The organism is Nostoc sphaeroides (assembly GCF_003443655.1).
GTDB classification, from domain to species: domain Bacteria; phylum Cyanobacteriota; class Cyanobacteriia; order Cyanobacteriales; family Nostocaceae; genus Nostoc; species Nostoc sphaeroides.
Window position 1 is genome coordinate 6,248,231 of record NZ_CP031941.1, and the last position, 17,312, is coordinate 6,265,542.

Consider the following 17,312-nt stretch of genomic DNA (forward strand, 5'->3'; position numbering starts at 1 on the left):
CCACTGGACATAATTTTACTAATTCTTTGAATAAGAGCCGCGCTGCTTTGGCTGCAACACGATTTCTAACAAGCTTCACAGTTAATTTAACTGATTCCAACGACAAACACCATAAAAATAAAATGATTGCTCGTCATATAGTGGCAATCATTTTTTTAGGCTTGCTATAACTTATCAATACTTTGGAAAAGGTGGGTTAGCTATCTATGTAACCCACTACATATTAAAAGTTGCAGATAAATCTGCATTCCTTATTCTTCTGGTTCTAAATCGACTTCTTCCTCTTCATCTTCTTCACTGGCTTTAGCTACAGAGTTAGCAGAAACAACAGCACCTTTATCTAGTTTTTCCCGCACCAGTTTCTTAATTTCGTCAGCGAATTCAGGCTTTTCTTCTAGATACTTAATGGCGTTGTCTCGTCCTTGAGAGATATTATCGCCGTTGTAACTATACCAAGCTCCTTTGCGGACAATAATGCCAGTTTCTTCTGCTAAGTCAACAACACAACCCAAGGTAGAAATACCTTTGCCAAAAATAATGTCAAATTCCGCTATTCTAAAGGGCGGCGCTACTTTATTTTTGGCGACTTTGACTTTAACGCGATTACCATATTCATCTGTACCTTTTTTCAAGGTTTGAATTCGGCGAATATCCAAACGCACCGAAGCGTAAAATTTCAATGCGTTACCGCCAGTAGTAGTTTCTGGACTACCGTAGGTAACACCGATTTTTTGCCGCAACTGGTTGATGAAAATTACTGTACAACCAGATTTACCAATGTTGCCAGTAATTTTACGTAGGGCTTGGCTCATTAATCGCGCTTGCAAACCAACGTGGGTGTCACCCATATCGCCTTCAATTTCAGCGCGGGGAACCAGTGCTGCTACTGAGTCAATGACTACAATATCAACCGCAGCAGAGCGAACCAGCTGATCGACAATTTCTAAAGCTGATTCGCCTGTGTCAGGTTGGGAAATCAGCAAATTGTCAATATCTACACCCAATGCCGCAGCATAAGTAGGATCAAGGGCGTGTTCAGCATCAACAAAGGCAGCAATACCGCCATTTCTTTGCACTTCGGCGAGCGCATGTAGCGCTACTGTAGTCTTACCGGAACTTTCCGGGCCGTAAATTTCAATTACCCGCCCCTTGGGTAAACCACCACCCAATGCTAAATCTAGGGTGAGCGCCCCACTAGAAATTGTCTCCACCCGCATCCGGGTGGCATCGCCCAGGCGCATGATTGCTCCTTTACCAAAGCTGCGCTCAATCTGGTTAAGCACCATAGTCAGCGCTTTTTGCTTGCCTGAAGTATCGGTGTTGATAGCCATTCTTGTCTCTAATGCCTCTAAATATATGGTTTTAAGGAGTGTTGCTCTGGGACTTTGAGTAGAACAGATATACTATTTTAACCAGAAAATTCTGGAATAGGAGTTCTCAAATCAAAAAAGGGGTGTAACAAGATCGTAACTCGATCGCTACCAGATTAGGGTAGTTTTGCACAATGATACCAACTTGCATTCAGAGATAGCTTTTTTTCGCTGGGTAAGCAAGGGGTTTTAAAGAAAAAATAAATTACCTAAACAACACTGTCAGTAGAAGCCGGACTAGTGAGCATTTGCGGAGGTTGCTAAATTAGGAGCGATCGCTATGCAAATCAGCATATCATCTATAGCGACTTCATTGGGTCGGGATTGATGTAGAAAGCTTCTAGGGTAGTAGTAAAGGGATTTTCAATGCTTTAGGTAACTTTCAGCTTTGAGAAGCTATGATGCTCAGTCGTACTTGCTGCCTATGAGCTTGACGTATAATTGTACCAATACAGGGAAAAACATTATGGCTAAAGTTAATCTAGATGCTCTGATTCCACGAGAAGATTTTGATGTGGAAGAAAATATTAATCTAGGTAAGAAAAAAGAAACAATTTCTATTGAAGACCTTAAAATAGACTCATTCTTCTTTTCAAACATCAGAAAACCTGATTTTCAAAGAGAAACTAACGAATGGGACAAAAATAGAATTTGTGAATTTATCAAGAGTTTTCTTGAGGGCGATTTAATACCAGCAATTATTTTATGGCGAAGTACAGGTGGCTACTTGTTTGTAATTGATGGTAGCCATAGATTGAGCGCTTTATCTGCTTGGGTAAATGATGATTATGGTGATGGTAAAATTTCAAAACTTTTTTATGATGGGGTAATTTCTGATGAACAACTAGAAATTGCTCAAGAAACACGAAAATTAGTAAACAAAACAGTCGGCTCTTATGATGATTTTAGGTTGGCTTCCACATACCCTGATAAACTTAAACCCGAAGTTGTCAAATATGCTAAAAATCTAGCAGCCCTGGCAATTCAACTTCAATGGGTTGAAGGTGATGCAACTAAAGCAGAAAGTTCATTCTTCAAAATTAATCAACAAGCTGCACCAATTGATAAAACTGAGCTAAAACTCCTTGAATCTAGAAAAAAGCCTAACAGTATTGCGGCGCGTGCAATTATAAGAAGCGGCAAAGGGCATAAATATTGGTCATCTTTTTCAAATGAAACACAATATCAAATACAAGAAATAGCTAAAGAGATTAATGAAATACTTTTTGCGCCTAAGTTAAAGACTCCTATAAAAACTCTGGACATACCAGTTGGAGGAAAACTATATTCATCGCAAACATTACCACTAATTTTAGATTTTTTTAATGTTGTTAACAATCTAGATTTTAATAATAAGGGAATTAACGATGACTTAACTGGTGAAGCAACAATACAGATTTTAAAGAAGACCAGAAAGATTGTGTATAGATTAAATAGTAATCATTCCTCATCTTTGGGGTTACATCCAGTTATATACTTTTACTCAAAAGAGGGACGACATAGAACTGTATCCTTACTTGCTGTAGCTGATTTTGTAATGGAACTTGATAAAAGGCAAAAAATCAATGACTTCATTAAAGTACGAGAACAGTTTGAAGAATGCCTCATAAAATATGATTACTTGATTCAGCAAATTTATTTAAAATATAGGTCTGTTCAAAAAAGCTACAAAGATGTATCAAAGTTATTTCAGAAACTTGTAACTAATTTACAAATCGAAAAAACAATTCACAATATTCTAAATGAGATTATATCTAGCAATGATTTTCAGTACTTGACTATTCGTACAATAAATCAAGAGACTCATTCATCTACACAAGACTTTAATACAAATAAAAAAAGTGAGATTTATATAAAAGATGCATTACAAAATGCACAAAAATGTAAAATTTGTCAGGGTCTTATCCATAGAAACTCAATTTCGATTGATCATATCCAACGTAAAGAAGATGGCGGATTAGCGAGTGTAGATAACGGACAGATAACGCATCCATATTGTAATACAGGATATAAAAATTAAGTGATCAAATACATCTGCATTAGAACATTTAGCTAATGGCGAAGCTTGATGCCACTTCATGCATCATCATTACTATAAACGCCAGTTATCTAATCTTAGTGAATAATTTAGATCCTGAATCCTTTGATAATGAGATAAATTACCAGTAACTAAAGTTAGATTATGACGGATAGCAATTGCAGCAATCATACAATCAGGATAACCAATTCTTTTTCCGGTTGTCTCTAAATCAGCGTAGATTTTCCCTGCTAATATTGCTTCTGTCAAATCAAAGGATAATATTTCCTGTGAAGCCAGTATAGTTAAAAATTGCTGAAGACGTTTTTCTTGCTTACGTTTTTGCCAACCTTCTACAATTTCCATGACTGTAATTGCAGAAATTGTATATTTATCAAACTGATTTAAGTAACTATTGGCTTTGACAATAATACGAGGATTTACTCGTTTAATAATTTCTGAAAGAATATCCGTATCAAGTAGGGACTTTTCTACTTCATTCATCTGTTCCAGTATATCCTCTTTTTTCCATCGCCTCAGCAACAATTTCATCAACAATTTCTGGAATATCAGCATATAACCCCATTAAGGGATCGTTTTTCTCCTGAACTTCTGCTAAACGTTCAATTACGTGACTAATCAATTCTGATAAAGTTGATTGATTTACTATTGCCAGAGTTTTTGCTCGTTCAAAGGTGAGTCTGTCTAGTTCAAGTTCTATTTTTTCCATTATGGTTTTAAACTGTATTTAGTGATTAATTTAAGTCTAATAGATTTTTTGGATATTTTTCAGTTTGATTATTCAACACAATAGCTATCAATTAACGTTATTTGCTAAGATTTAATTAGGCTTTTGCTTTCGTATATCTTTGATGACTTTCGACCTTTCCGACTCTCTGATTCTCGATACAGCGCTTTCGGTATCTGGATTAACTGACTATATCCGCTTGCTGTTAGAGCAAGATGAACAATTACGCCAAGTTTGGGTAACTGGCGAAGTCTCCAGTGCTAACCATCATCGCAGTGGTTTATTTTTTACGCTGCAAGATACCGATCGCACCGCCGGAATTAAATGTGTGGTATGGAATAGCCAATTGCCAAAACTCGCCCAGATACCCGTTCCTGGTGAGCAGATAATCATTTTGGGCAGTATTCGCCTGTATCCGCAACGGGGAGAGTATCAGTTATCAGTTTGGCAGACTCTACCTGCTGGTGTTGGTTTACAGGCGTTGCGCTATCAACAACTCAAAAATCGCTTGCTGGCTGAGGGATTGTTCGACGCGCAAAGAAAGCGATCGCTCCCAACTCATCCCCAAACGATCGCTGTTGTCACTTCACCAACGGCGGCTGCTTGGGGTGATATTCAAAAAACTCTCAAGCAAAGGTATCCAGGTTTACACGTTTTGTTTTCTCCGGCTACAGTACAAGGTGAGCAAGCGCCTGAATCTATCGTTAAAGCAATTGAGCGGGTAGAAAGAGATGGTCGTGCCGAAGTGCTAATTTTATCGCGGGGTGGTGGTGCGGTGGAAGAGTTGGCTTGCTTTAATGATGAACGTGTGGTGCGATCGCTGGCTAATTGTTCGATTCCTGTAATTACTGGTATCGGACATCAACGAGATGAATCTTTAGCAGATTTAGTTGCAGATGCTTGTGTGCATACACCCACTGCGGCGGCGGAAATGGTTGTGCCATCACTTTCAGAGTTGTATACTGAGCATCGGGGGCGAGTTGTCGCTTTACATGAAGCAGTGCATGACTTTAGAGAAAATGCTAAGAATAAACTGCAAGTATTGCGAAATCGTTTGCGACGTTTGCGGTTAGATCGGCAGGTGCAGTTGGAGGTGGACAAGTTAGGTTGGAAGCGTCAGCATTTGGTGCAAATTACGACGGGGCGATCGCAGCAAGCAATGCAGCATTTAGAATTATTGCGGCAAAAGTTGGCTAGTCTTGACCCGAAAGCGGTGTTACAGCGTGGTTATGCGGTGGTGAGAAGGGAAGATGGGGCGATCGCTCGTTCGGCGATGGAGTTGGCTGTGGGAGAAGAGTTAATGATTCAGTTGGGGCAGGGTGGGGTTAAAGTGAAGGTTATGGAATTAACGAACCGCCAAGACGCCAAGGACGCCAAGAGTTGAATGGTTAAACGTAAGAGTGCTTCTAGTTCTGAGGAGGGTTGGAATTATGAGGCGAAGGTTGCTGAGATAGAGGGAATTATCGCTCGAATTGAGGCGGGTGAGTTGGAATTGGAAGCTGTGTTTGAACAATTTGCAAGTGCTGTTGAGTATTTGCGTCAGTGCGAAGGTTTTTTGCAGGAGCGACAACAGCAGGTAGATTTGTTGATTGAAACATTAAGCCAAGAGTAGAACCAGAGTCTCTAATGTCAGTATAAGCTAGTAGTATGTCAAGAACTAATTGACGGATAAATTTCCTGTAGAGACGGCGATTTATCGCGTCTTTCTAGCCGTCAAAATGAATTTGATAGACCACTAGTGCTCTGTCTCATTAATTCTGATTGATTAGTTTGTTACCAAAACCCTGTAAAGACGTGAAATTTCGCGTCTCTACAACCCAGCAAAATTAATGGGACAGACCACTAGTACAGTACGACATAAATAAACCACCCATTCCAAATCAATGAAACGCTTACGCTGTATACCTATTTTAATTTTGAATTCCGCCTTGCGGTACTAGTGGTAATACAGCAGTTTGCTTTTTAAGTGAGATAGAAAATGCAAGACTCAAAATCTCAGAGATCAAGAGTTTCTGCTTCTTACCTCCTTCAAGCAAAAGTTCTAATGAGGAGTTTAAGAAACTGATAATGACTGATGAGATCATTGATTTGACAAACTGCGATCGCGAACCAATCCACATTCCCAGTCTGATCCAGCCTCACGGGGTTTTACTGGTTTTGCAAGATCCTAACCTGGAAATTGTTCAGGTGAGTAGCAACACCCAGGAAGTTGTTGGCCGTCAACCTGAAGAATTGCTGGGCAAGCGGCTGTTAGATTTACTCGATGCCAAGCAGATGAAGCTGATTCAAAAATGTCTGGCGGAGGATTTTGATAGTGTCAATCCCTTAAATCTGTCCATTAAACATCAAAATAAATTAATTGATTTTGATGGCATTGTACATCGTTTCAATACTACCATTATTCTGGAATTAGAGCCGAAAAAAGCGAAGGGTCAAACAGGCTTTTTTGACTTCTATCAACAGGTAAGAGGAACTATTACCCGCATTCAAAAAGCACCAACGCTGCTGGAAATGTGCCAGATTGTGGTTACAGAAGTCCGGCGAATCACTGGCTTTGAACGCGTCATGGTCTATCGATTTGATACTGATGGGGCAGGGAGTGTCATCGCTGAAGATACCAATCAGGAAACGCCCTATCTAGATTTACATTATCCGCCCTCTGATATTCCCAAGCAAGCCCGACAGCTATATACCCTCAACTGGCTGCGGCTGATTCCAGATGCTAACTACCAGCCTGTCACCTTAATTCCAGCGAACAATCCTTTGACAAATCAACCGTTGGATCTCAGTCTCTCGGTGTTGCGGAGTGTTTCTCCATTACATCTAGAATACCTACAAAATATGGGCGTGACTGCCTCTATGTCTATTTCTCTGATACAGGATCAAAAGCTTTGGGGATTAATTGCCTGTCACGATTCGTCGCCTAAATATGTTCCTTACAATATCCGCACTATGTGCGAGTTTATTGGACAGGTGATGTCTGTAGAACTGGCAAACAAAGAAGCTACTGAAGATATCGATTATAAAAGACAATTGAAGTCATTACAAACTCAATTTGTGGAAGGGTTGTCTCAGGCTGAGTATTTTCTGGATGGGATGGTGCAACTGAAATCTCAATTACTCAATCTGGTTAATGCCACCGGAGCGGTGATATGTAGTGGCGACCAGTGTATTCGAGTGGGTAAAACGCCATCGGAAGCAGAGGTTCACGCCTTACTTGATTGGATTAAACCCCAACTACATCATAACTTGTTTGAGACGCGATCGCTCTCGAAAAATTACCCTGCTGCCGAGTCATATAAAGCGATCGCTAGTGGCGTATTAGCCCTAGAAATTTCTAAAGTTCACCACAATTACATTCTCTGGTTTCGTCCAGAGGTAATTCAAACGGTGAAGTGGGGCGGTAACCCCAACAAACCTGTAGAAGTTTTCTCAGATGGCAGTTTAAGAATGTCTCCTCGCAAATCTTTTCAACTATGGCAAGAAACGGTGCAAGGGTCTGCCCTACCCTGGAAACCTTGCGAAGTTGAAGCGGTTACTGAACTGCGAAGCCTGGTTGTAGGCGTTGTGTTGCGGCAAGCAGACAAGCTGGCATCGATGAATTTTGAATTACAACGGAGTAACGAAGAACTTGATTCTTTTGCCTACGTTGCCTCCCATGACCTGAAAGAACCGCTTCGGGGCATTCACAACTATGCAAACTTCTTAATGGAAGACTATGCAGATGTACTAGATAATGATGGGATTGGGAAACTGCAAACCCTGGTACGGCTGACGCAGCGAATGGAAGACCTGATTAATTCCCTCCTGCATTTCTCCCGTTTGGGACGCGCCGAATTGATCAGGCAACCAGTGAATCTGAATGAGTTAGTACAGCAGGTAATTACCACTTTGACCATTGCCCGACCACAAAGCGAAGTAGAGTTTCGCATTCCTCAACCTCTTGAGAGCGTTGAATGCGATCGCGCTCAAATTAATGAACTCTTCACCAACCTCATCAGCAACGCCATTAAGTACAATGATAAACCTGATAAGTGGGTAGAAATTGGTTTCATTAAAGGAAATGGGCAAAGAAAAGTTGCTTCAACTTCTCTGATTTTTTATGTTCGTGATAACGGCATCGGCATCTCTCAAGAGCATCTCGACAAAATCTTTCAAATCTTTCGCCGCTTACATGGACGAGACGAATTTGGCGGTGGGACTGGGGTAGGGTTAACCATTGCCCGCAAAATTGTGGAACGTCACGGTGGTAGAATTTGGGTGGAATCAACCCCCACTCAAGGCAGTACGTTTTACTTCACTCTGTCGGCGGAGGCAAATACATGAATCGAATTTCAGCTTCCCCGATGCAGGAAACGCCACTACTTTTAATTGTCGAGGATAGCAACGAAGACTTTGAGGCACTGCAACGATTTTTAGGGCGTTCTACCATTGCGATCGCTATTCAGAGGTGTGTAAGTGGGGAACAAGCGTTAGCCTTTCTTTATCGCACTGGCAATTATGTGGAGCGCCATGCGCCCCGTCCTGGCTTGATTGTGCTTGACTTGAACCTACCCGGAACCGATGGACGAGAAGTGTTACGCCGGATTAAACAAGATGACAATTTGAAAATGATTCCGGTGGTAGTGTTTACTACCTCTAACAATCCCAAAGATATTGAAGTATGCTATCAATACGGTGTCAACAGCTACATCGTTAAGCCAATCAATTTTGTTCAACTGAAACGAGATATTCAAATGCTTGTGGAATATTGGTTTGAAGTGACGACGCTGCCTTATCCCCAGGATTAGTCATGAGTCAGAGTTCACGGATTGTGTTAATTGTCGATGATTCCCCAGAAGACCGAGAACTTTATCGGCGGTATTTACTGCGTGACCAGGAGTATTCCCATACCTTTTTAGAGGCGACATTGGGTAAACAAGGACTGGAGCTATGGCAGGAACACCAGCCAGATGTGGTTTTACTTGATTATCGACTGCCCGATCTAGATGGATTAGAATTTCTGGCTCGGTTACAACCCTCCCTGCAACAGCCCTGTTTCCCAGTAATTATGGTAACGGGACAGGGCAACGAGGCGATCGCAGTTCAGGCGATGCAAGCCGGCGCCCAAGATTATCTAGTCAAAGGGCAAATTACCACGCAAGGGTTACACCTGGCAATGAATCGAGCGATCGCCAGTGTGCAGATCCGTACCCAACTGCAACAGCAAATTGAACGAGAACGGTTGACTAGACAAATCAGCCAGCAAATTCACCAATCACTCGAACTAGATCAAATTCTCCAAACCACTGTAACTGAGGTGCGCCAGTTTCTCCAGACCGATCGCGTCATCGTTTTTCAGTTAGATTCTGATGTCAATGGCATCGTTGTCGCCGAATCTGTTATCGGAGAATGGCGAGCAGTCCTGTCTGCCAAAATGTATGACCCTTGCTTTGCCGAAAGTTGTATAGAACACTATCAGCAAGGGCGGGTGATGGCAAAATCTGATATCTATGACGGCAGTCTTGCCCCCTGTCATGTGGAATTTCTGGCGCAGTTTCAGGTACAGGCAAATTTGGTTGTCCCGATTCTGCGAGATGACGATTTGTGGGGACTTTTGATTGCCCATCATTGTACCGCCCCGCGATCGTGGCAGTTGATGGAAATTGAATTATTGCAACAACTTGCAGTTCACCTGGGAATTGCCCTCCAGCAAGCCAATGCTTATGCCCAATTAGAGCAGCAAAGTGAAGCCCGTTATCGCGCCATTGTTGAAGATCAAACAGACTTGATTGTTCGGTATTTACCTGATACCACCATTCAGTTTGTTAATAGTGCCTATTGTCGTTACTTTGGGATCAAACCAGAGGAAATTATTGGTAAGAGTTTTCAACCAGTAATTTTTCCAGAAGATCGAGAAATGGTTGCTCGCTTGGTAAATTCCATGAGTGCCGAAAATCCCACTATCACAATTGAGAACCGAGTCATTATCAATGGGGAAATTCGCTGGACTCAGTGGATTAACCGGATGATATTTAATCAGCAAGGGGAATGTACAGAATTTCAATCTGTGGGACGAGATATTACCAAGCTGAAGGAGGCAGAAACCCAACTGCGTCTTAGTAGTGAGCATATCAGTTTAGCCAATGCCGAATTAGCCAGAGCCGCCCGACTCAAAGACGAATTTCTGGCAAACATGAGTCATGAGTTGCGTACCCCTCTCAACTCAATTCTCGGATTATCTGAAGCTTTATTAGAGGAAGTATTTGGTAGCTTAACGGCCAAACAAAGCCAGTTTATCCAGACCATCCAACAGAGTGGGCAACACTTACTTGAATTGATTAACGATATTTTAGACCTATCTAAAATTGAATCAGGCAAGATGGAGATTGAATTGCGTCCAGTGTCGCTTCATTCGGTTTGTCAGTCTAGCCTCAATTTTGTTAAAGAACAAGCTCGACAAAAACAAATTCAGCTAACCTGTGAAATAGATGAAACTATCACCGAGATCGAAGCTGATGAACGGAGATTACTTCAGGTGTTGGTCAATTTGCTGACAAACGCGGTTAAATTTACGCCCGATGGAGGTTGCGTCAAGTTTCAAATCAGGATGAACTCGTTACAGCAAGCCGTTGAATTTCGGGTAACTGATAACGGAATTGGCATTGCTCCAGAAAATCTCGACCTGATATTTCAGCCGTTTATTCAGTTAGACAGTTCCCTATCAAGACGTTACGCAGGAACGGGACTCGGATTATCGATCATCCAACGGATCGTTGATCTACATGGTGGCAGCGTCTACGTCGAGAGCGAAGTAGGACGAGGGAGTAGCTTTAGTGTGATGTTGCCGTGGCATCCCTTATTTAAACAAGATGACTCACCATTACCTGAAGCCCTATTGAACGAAGCTGAAATCGAAAAAGCTTTAGTGGTGGAAGATTCGGGTGTGGCTGCCAACCAAATTAAACGATATTTTGCAGAATTAGGCGTAACCAGTGTAATTCACCCAGTTGGCGAAGGTGTATTGAAAGTTGCGTTAAAAGTCAAGCCGGATGTGATTGTGCTAGATATCTTGCTACCTAATAGTTCTGGGTGGGAAGTGTTAAGAGAGTTAAAAGCACATCCCCAAATTCAGAATATTCCAATTATTATTATTTCAGTGATAGATGAGCGATCGCGCAGCTTAGAATTAGGAGCTGCTGAATATCTTTTAAAACCTCTCTCGCGGCAAAAGTTTTATCAATCATTGAACCGGATTTTTGCAAAGGTTCAATCGCCCAACCCACAAGCTGCCATTGACATGGCGGCGGCAGAATCAGCCCAAAACCCCAAAATTTTGTTAGCAGAAGACAATGAAGCTAACATCACTACGATCATGAATTACCTGGAAGCATATAATTTTGAGGTTATGCTTGCCCGCAATGGCTTAGAAGCTGTGGAAATGGCCAAACAGCATCAGCCTGATCTGATCTTAATGGATATTCAAATGCCACAGATGGATGGATTAGAAGCAACCCGTCAAATTCGTGCCGATATCAAAACCCACTCAATTCCAATCATTGCCCTGACAGCTTTGGTCATGCCGGGAGATTTAGAACGGTGTCTAGAAGCGGGCGCAAACCACTATTTAGCCAAGCCGATAAAACTCAAGCAGTTATTGGAGACGATCGCCCAGCAACTCTCAAAAACTGATAATTAGCAATTAGAGATTTGAGTGAAAAAGAATTGTTTTGACGTAGCAGTGCTATGTCTCTACATGTATTATATTAGACGGCAATCTGCTATATGGTAAAATCTTTATCTGGATGAGGATTTTAGCGCTATTTTGAAAATAGTAATCTCTCTATGATAATCTGCGGGATGTGGGCTTGAACTCTATCCGCTTAATTCACGATGTATCAGCTACAGCGCACCCTCTTAATTGTCGATGATTCCCCAGAAGATCGAGAACTTTATCGGCGATATTTGTTGCGCGATCGCGAATTTTCTTACACTATCCTAGAATTGGACTTTGGACAAAAAAGATTTGTTCGCGGGTATTAACCGCGAACAGGAAATGATTAATCTTGTTTATAGTTTTTCGCCTCTTTGATCAAATCTGCTGACCCTACTAGAGACTCAAGTAGCTAAAGTAATATAAAAATTTATGTTCTTAGGACTTACGCATTGACAGAAAAGCCAAAATAACAGGTAGAGTTTTCAAGGCTGATAGCTAGATTTTTCAATGAGATTTTAGCGATCGCACTCAATCAAAGGTGATTGATAAAAGCCTGAAACAACGTATTTAGGTTGATGCACAAGATAGTTATTTTGTACAGTGCGTAAGTCCTAGTTCTTTGGTGATATTACTTATTTGATTTGGGACAAAAATTGTAAGCAAAGCGTATTAATTTCGCTTGCTTTAGCGTGGGCAGAAAAAAAGGATAGCCACCAGACCCCCAACAAATAGTAATATCAACGACAAAGTATCTTTGGGTAAATACTGATGGCTATGCCAAAATTTAATAACAATCAATTAATAGCGCAATTTCAAGATTTTAGACAAAAAATTTACAACTGTTTTGAATCATGTAGTGATGCCTGTATGAATTTGTTGGATGCGCTTGCGGGGAATACGGGAGCCAATTCAATTGCTGAGTTATCTTTAAGTCCTTTGTTTCCAAGAACCTATAACTCTATTTATAAAGCTATAATTGCATCATTTAATACAACTAGTCAGGAGATGAACAATGAAGAACAAGAAGGAGGAAAAGAAGAAGAAGAAAAAGAAGAAAAACCAAATAACTTAATTAGGGTGGTGTCTGAGTTAATTAGGCAACCACAACAACGCCCTTTTTACTTATTTGCAATAGATACAACACCACATCCGCGTCCTTACGCGAGGACTTTAGCTGAACGTGGGTATATTTACCAGCCAAATACTATCAAGGGTAACAAACCTATTAATATTGGTCATTCTTATTCGATACTTTCTATCTTACCAGAGAAAGAAACTGTGAATGCAGCCCCTTGGTCAATACCAATATCAGGAGAAAGGGTATCACTTGATAAAACTGGTGTTGATGTGGGTAGTGAACAAATTTCCGAAGTGATGTCTGATTCATCACTGCCCTGGCAGGAAAAATTGTGTGTCTTAGTAGCAGATAGCGCCTATAGTCAGCGTTCATTTCTGTTTGAACAGTCCAAACACAAAAATTTGGTAGTGATAGCCAGAGTTCGTAGTAATCGAATTTTCTACCAATCTCCACCCGTTGACTCCTCAAAGAAAAAACGTGGTTGTCCAAAAAAATACGGTGAACGGTTTAATTTAGCTGATGTTGAAACTTGGCACTCTCCCGACGAGACAACACAAATTCAGCAGACAACCCGTAAGGGTCGTCTTTTAAACATCACCATACTCGCTTGGCATCAAATGTTGATGAGGGGAACCAAGCACCAAAAAATGTACCGTCATCCTTTTACTCTGATTAGGATTCATGTGACTGATGATACTAATCAATCTCTCTGGAAACCAATGTGGTTAATTGTCATAGGTGAGCAACGTGGAGAAATCTCACCTACAGTTGCAAACCATTGCTATAGACAAAGGTTTGATATTGAACACATGTTGCGATTTAGCAAGCAGCATTTGTTGATGACGGAGTTTCAAACTCCAGACGTCTTGCATGAGGAAAATTGGATACGTTTAGTAATGCTTGCTTACGCACAACTCTGGGCGGCAAAAGATTTAGCAACACACTTACCTAGACCGTGGGAGCGTTATTTAAAACCTCAAAGTGATACAATCATGACTCCCAGTACCGTGCAACGCGATTTTCCGAGAATTATTTCAGAGATTGGTACACCCGCTCGTTCTCCCAAAACCCGAGGAAATTCAATCGGTCGAGTTCAAGGTCAGGCTCAAACGCAACGCACTAAGCATCCTGTTGTCAAGAAGCAGTCAAAATCAACACCTAATAAACAAAAAGCCGCGTAAATTTTCTTAGGCTTTAGGCGTTTAACTCAGTTGTACTCAGTTTGAAAAATAACTGGGGTAATTTATGATGCCTAGATTTTAAGTTCGCGTGTAATCTACGCGAACACTTCTTTTTTGTCCAAAGTCCAAGGATCAAAGAGGTGTCTGAAAATCGAGTCAGCTATGTCAGTCCTGCATATAAAAAACTGTGGGGATTGAACCCGCAGGACTTGTATCAAGGACAACAAGCATGGATCGAGCGTATCCACCCAGAGGATCGAGAATCGACAGACAGAGCGTTTCAGGAAAAAGCTGCCGCCGGTAAATTTGATGAAGAATATCGGATTATTTTGCTCGATGGTAGTATTCGCTGGGTTCACGATCGCTGCTTTCCCCTGCGAGATGAAGCAGGAGAAATTTATCGGTTTGCCGGGATTGCCGAAGATATCAGCGATCGCAAACAGGCAGAGCAAGCTTTGCGAAAGAGTGAAGAACGCCTGCAAATGGCGCTGGAAGGTTCTGGTGGCGGTCTATGGGATTGGAATATTATTACTAATGAAGATTATTTCAGTTCCAGATGGCTAGAAATGCTGGGATATGAAAAAGGAGAGTTACCGAATGATTTTAGCAGTTGGGAGCGACTAATTCATCCTGACGATAAAGTTTGGGTGATGGAACGGTTGAATGCCCATCTTCAGGACGATTCGGTGTCTTACAAATTTGAATATCAGATGTTAACCAAGTCTGGGGAGTGCAAATGGATTGCCAACCACGGAAAAGTAGTTTCGCGCGATCAACAGGGCAATCCCCTGCGAATGGCAGGCATCCATCATGATGTCACAGATCGCAAACAGGCAGAGCTTGCTTTGCGAAAGAGTGAAGAATTTAAGAACCGCATTTTAGAGAGTAGTTCTGACTGCATCAAGGTATTAAGCCTTGATGGGCGGCTCCTGTACATGAATACAGGTGGACTTTGCTTAATGGAAATTGACGACTTAAATTCCTACCTCAATACTGAATGGGTTTGTTTCTGGGAAGGCAGCTATCGGCAACAAGCAGAGGAGGCAATTGCCGCCGCTAAAACAGGTGAAATCAGCATTTTTCGCGGATACTGCTTAACGGTAAAAGGCACTCCCAAATGGTGGGAAGTGGTCGTTAGCCCGATTCTGGACGCTTTCGGGCAAGTAGAACGAATCTTATTGATTTCACGAGATATCACCGAGCGTAAAAAGACAGAACTCCTATTGCAAGAGAGCGAAGCCCGATTGAAACTAGCGTACAAAGCCACGCGATCGGGAGTATGGGATTGGGACATTACCCACAACATCGCTCATGTATCTGAAGAATACTGCAATCTCTTGGGGTTTGACCCAACCACACAGGAAATAAGCTTTGAAGAGTGGTTAAGCCGCTTGCACCCAGACGATCGCACCTTCGCCAGTGAAGTGGTGAGTCGCACCATCGAGGAACAGCAAGAGTATTATGAAACTGATTACCGCATTTTACACCCTAATGGGATTCGCTGGTTAGCAGCTAGAGCTAAGGTTTTCTACGATGCCGCAGGCAATGGGGTACGGATGCTGGGCAACGTGCAAGATATCACCGATCGCAAACAAGTAGAGGAAGAATTACGGCAAAGTGAAGAACGCTACCGCTACCTAGCAGAGGCGATTCCGCAACTTGTTTGGACTTGCAATGCCAGTGGTTCGTGCGATTACGCAAATCAACGATTGTGTGACTATACCGGATTGACCTTTGAACAGATTTTAGGGCATGGTTGGATATCAGCCGTTCATCCAGAGGATAGACAAACGGCTCAATCTATGTGGAATAATGCTGTGGATTGTGGCAGTAGCTATCGCCACGAATACCGCTTTAAAAGAGCTGCTGATAGCAGCTACCGTTGGCATCTGGTACTGGGACTGCCGCTAAAAGACCAACAGGGACAGGTAGTGAAATGGTTTGGCACCTGCACAGATATTCACGATCAAAAGGAACTAGAAGTTGAACGCAATCGCCTACTTGCCCAAGAGCAAGCAGCCAGAGCAGAAGCCGAACGCGCCAATCGGATCAAAGATGAGTTTTTGGCGGTTCTCTCCCACGAATTGCGATCGCCTCTTAACCCAATTCTCGGCTGGACAAAACTGCTACAAACCCGCAAATTTAATGAAACCAAAACAGCCGAAGCTTTGGCCACCATTGAACGCAACGCTAAACTGCAAACTCAACTGATTGATGACTTGCTGGATGTAGCCAAGATTCTACGCGGCAAACTCAGCATCCAGGCTACTCCTGTGAATCTGGCATCTGTCATTGAATCTGCGATCGACACGGTAACTACAGCAGCCGTTGCCAAATCAATTTTGTTACATCCGGTACTGCCGAATATTGGGCAAGTCTCTGGAGATTCCAACCGCCTGCAACAGATTATTTGGAATTTACTTTCCAATGCTATTAAGTTTACCCCCAACGGAGGACGGGTTGAAATCCGATTAGAGCGAGTAGATCAGCAGACACAGATTATCGTTAGTGACACTGGCAAAGGCATTAACCATGAGTTTCTCCCGTATATTTTTGAATCATTCCGTCAAGAAGATGTCTCAGTTACTCGCAAGTATGGGGGGTTAGGATTGGGGTTAGCGATCGTCCGGCAGTTGGTTGAGGCTCACGGCGGCACGATCGCGGCTGATAGCCCAGGTGAAGGCTTGGGAGCTACCTTTACAGTCCAGTTGCCACTGCTGAATGTTGAACCGGAAACCCCGCAGACAGATGAGTTACCACAACCAGCACTCGAACTCACGGGTATTCGAGTTCTCACAGTTGATGATGATCCTGATGCCCGTGAGTTATTAACAGTATTGCTTGCTGAATACGGAGCTACAGTCCTGACTGTTGCCTCTGCGGCAGAAGTGTTGGCAAATCTGGAGTCCTTTCAACCCGATGTCTTAGTCAGTGATATTGGAATGCCCGAAGTTGATGGTTATTCTCTGATTCAACAAATCCGCACTTTAACCCCGGAAAAATGCGGGGAAATTCCTGCGATCGCTTTGACTGCCTATGCCAGAGTTGATGATTACCAACGATCTATAAGCAGTGGTTATCAACGGCACGTTACCAAGCCCCTTGATCCAGAAGAGTTAGTTCAAGCTGTGGTGGCACTGGTACACAGTAAACCATCTTTTTTCTTAAAATAATTCCGTTTAAGGGACTTCCAAGTAAAAAAATATTCCATTGCTATTGTTC

Annotated in this window: 11 protein-coding genes and 1 pseudogene; 9 read left to right on the forward strand and 3 right to left on the reverse strand. The window is 42.2% G+C overall.

The annotated features are described in order from the left end of the window. Positions 1–251: 251 nt before the first annotated feature. Positions 252–1,331: a recombinase RecA gene (recA, locus tag D1367_RS27940; RefSeq protein ID WP_118170154.1), complete on the reverse strand. Its 1,080-nt coding sequence runs from the start codon at positions 1,329–1,331 to the stop codon at positions 252–254. A 505-nt stretch (positions 1,332–1,836) separates the two neighbouring features. Here recA and D1367_RS27945 point away from each other — a divergent pair. Continuing rightward, positions 1,837–3,390: an HNH endonuclease gene (locus D1367_RS27945; RefSeq protein WP_118170156.1), complete on the forward strand. Its 1,554-nt coding sequence runs from the start codon at positions 1,837–1,839 to the stop codon at positions 3,388–3,390. Positions 3,391–3,462: 72 nt separating this feature from the next. On the opposite strand, the gene D1367_RS27950 is transcribed toward D1367_RS27945, so the two are convergent. Then, positions 3,463–3,891, reverse strand: a complete 429-nt coding sequence (locus D1367_RS27950; RefSeq protein WP_118170159.1) for a type II toxin-antitoxin system VapC family toxin — start codon at positions 3,889–3,891, stop codon at positions 3,463–3,465. Continuing rightward, positions 3,884–4,117, reverse strand: a complete 234-nt coding sequence (locus tag D1367_RS27955; RefSeq protein ID WP_118170162.1) for a hypothetical protein — start codon at positions 4,115–4,117, stop codon at positions 3,884–3,886. Before D1367_RS27955 ends, D1367_RS27950 begins: the two co-directional genes overlap by 8 nt. 142 nt (positions 4,118–4,259) lie before the next feature. Here D1367_RS27955 and xseA point away from each other — a divergent pair, with 142 nt between their 5' ends. The 8 genes and pseudogenes from xseA to D1367_RS27990 all read left to right on the forward strand — a co-directional run. Next, positions 4,260–5,519, forward strand: a complete 1,260-nt coding sequence (xseA, locus tag D1367_RS27960) for an exodeoxyribonuclease VII large subunit (protein WP_118170164.1) — start codon at positions 4,260–4,262, stop codon at positions 5,517–5,519. Next, positions 5,520–5,747 (forward strand): exodeoxyribonuclease VII small subunit, encoded by a 228-nt coding sequence (xseB, locus tag D1367_RS27965; RefSeq protein ID WP_118170167.1) that lies wholly within the window; start codon positions 5,520–5,522, stop codon positions 5,745–5,747. 455 nt (positions 5,748–6,202) lie between these two features. After that, on the forward strand, positions 6,203–8,461 hold the full coding sequence (locus tag D1367_RS27970; RefSeq protein WP_118170170.1) for an ATP-binding protein: 2,259 nt from the start codon (positions 6,203–6,205) through the stop codon (positions 8,459–8,461). Further along, positions 8,458–8,925, forward strand: a complete 468-nt coding sequence (locus D1367_RS27975; RefSeq protein ID WP_118170172.1) for a response regulator — start codon at positions 8,458–8,460, stop codon at positions 8,923–8,925. The genes D1367_RS27970 and D1367_RS27975 overlap by 4 nt, the downstream gene beginning before the upstream one ends. A gap of 2 nt (positions 8,926–8,927) precedes the next feature. Beyond that, positions 8,928–11,813 (forward strand): response regulator, encoded by a 2,886-nt coding sequence (locus D1367_RS27980; protein WP_118170175.1) that lies wholly within the window; start codon positions 8,928–8,930, stop codon positions 11,811–11,813. A 194-nt stretch (positions 11,814–12,007) separates the two neighbouring features. Further along, positions 12,008–12,157 (forward strand): hypothetical protein, encoded by a 150-nt coding sequence (locus tag D1367_RS31415; protein WP_181984990.1) that lies wholly within the window; start codon positions 12,008–12,010, stop codon positions 12,155–12,157. Positions 12,158–12,599: 442 nt separating this feature from the next. Then, positions 12,600–14,090: an NF041680 family putative transposase gene (locus D1367_RS27985; RefSeq protein WP_228674553.1), complete on the forward strand. Its 1,491-nt coding sequence runs from the start codon at positions 12,600–12,602 to the stop codon at positions 14,088–14,090. Positions 14,091–14,230: 140 nt separating this feature from the next. Continuing rightward, positions 14,231–17,263 (forward strand): annotated as a pseudogene (locus D1367_RS27990) (PAS domain-containing protein); the annotation flags it as partial. Positions 17,264–17,312 lie beyond the last annotated feature (49 nt).

Excerpts from the sequence above, each read along its gene's own strand:
- D1367_RS27950 (WP_118170159.1), bottom strand. The coding sequence starts at position 3,891 with ATGAATGAAGTAGAAAAGTCCCTACTTGATACGGATATTCTTTCAGAA.
- D1367_RS31415 (WP_181984990.1), top strand. The coding sequence starts at position 12,008 with ATGTATCAGCTACAGCGCACCCTCTTAATTGTCGATGATTCCCCAGAA.
- D1367_RS27945 (WP_118170156.1), top strand. The coding sequence starts at position 1,837 with ATGGCTAAAGTTAATCTAGATGCTCTGATTCCACGAGAAGATTTTGAT.
- D1367_RS27985 (WP_228674553.1), top strand. The coding sequence starts at position 12,600 with ATGGCTATGCCAAAATTTAATAACAATCAATTAATAGCGCAATTTCAA.
- D1367_RS27980 (WP_118170175.1), top strand. The coding sequence starts at position 8,928 with ATGAGTCAGAGTTCACGGATTGTGTTAATTGTCGATGATTCCCCAGAA.
- D1367_RS27970 (WP_118170170.1), top strand. The coding sequence starts at position 6,203 with ATGACTGATGAGATCATTGATTTGACAAACTGCGATCGCGAACCAATC.
- D1367_RS27975 (WP_118170172.1), top strand. The coding sequence starts at position 8,458 with ATGAATCGAATTTCAGCTTCCCCGATGCAGGAAACGCCACTACTTTTA.
- xseB (WP_118170167.1), top strand. The coding sequence starts at position 5,520 with ATGGTTAAACGTAAGAGTGCTTCTAGTTCTGAGGAGGGTTGGAATTAT.
- D1367_RS27955 (WP_118170162.1), bottom strand. The coding sequence starts at position 4,117 with ATGGAAAAAATAGAACTTGAACTAGACAGACTCACCTTTGAACGAGCA.
- recA (WP_118170154.1), bottom strand. The coding sequence starts at position 1,331 with ATGGCTATCAACACCGATACTTCAGGCAAGCAAAAAGCGCTGACTATG.
- xseA (WP_118170164.1), top strand. The coding sequence starts at position 4,260 with ATGACTTTCGACCTTTCCGACTCTCTGATTCTCGATACAGCGCTTTCG.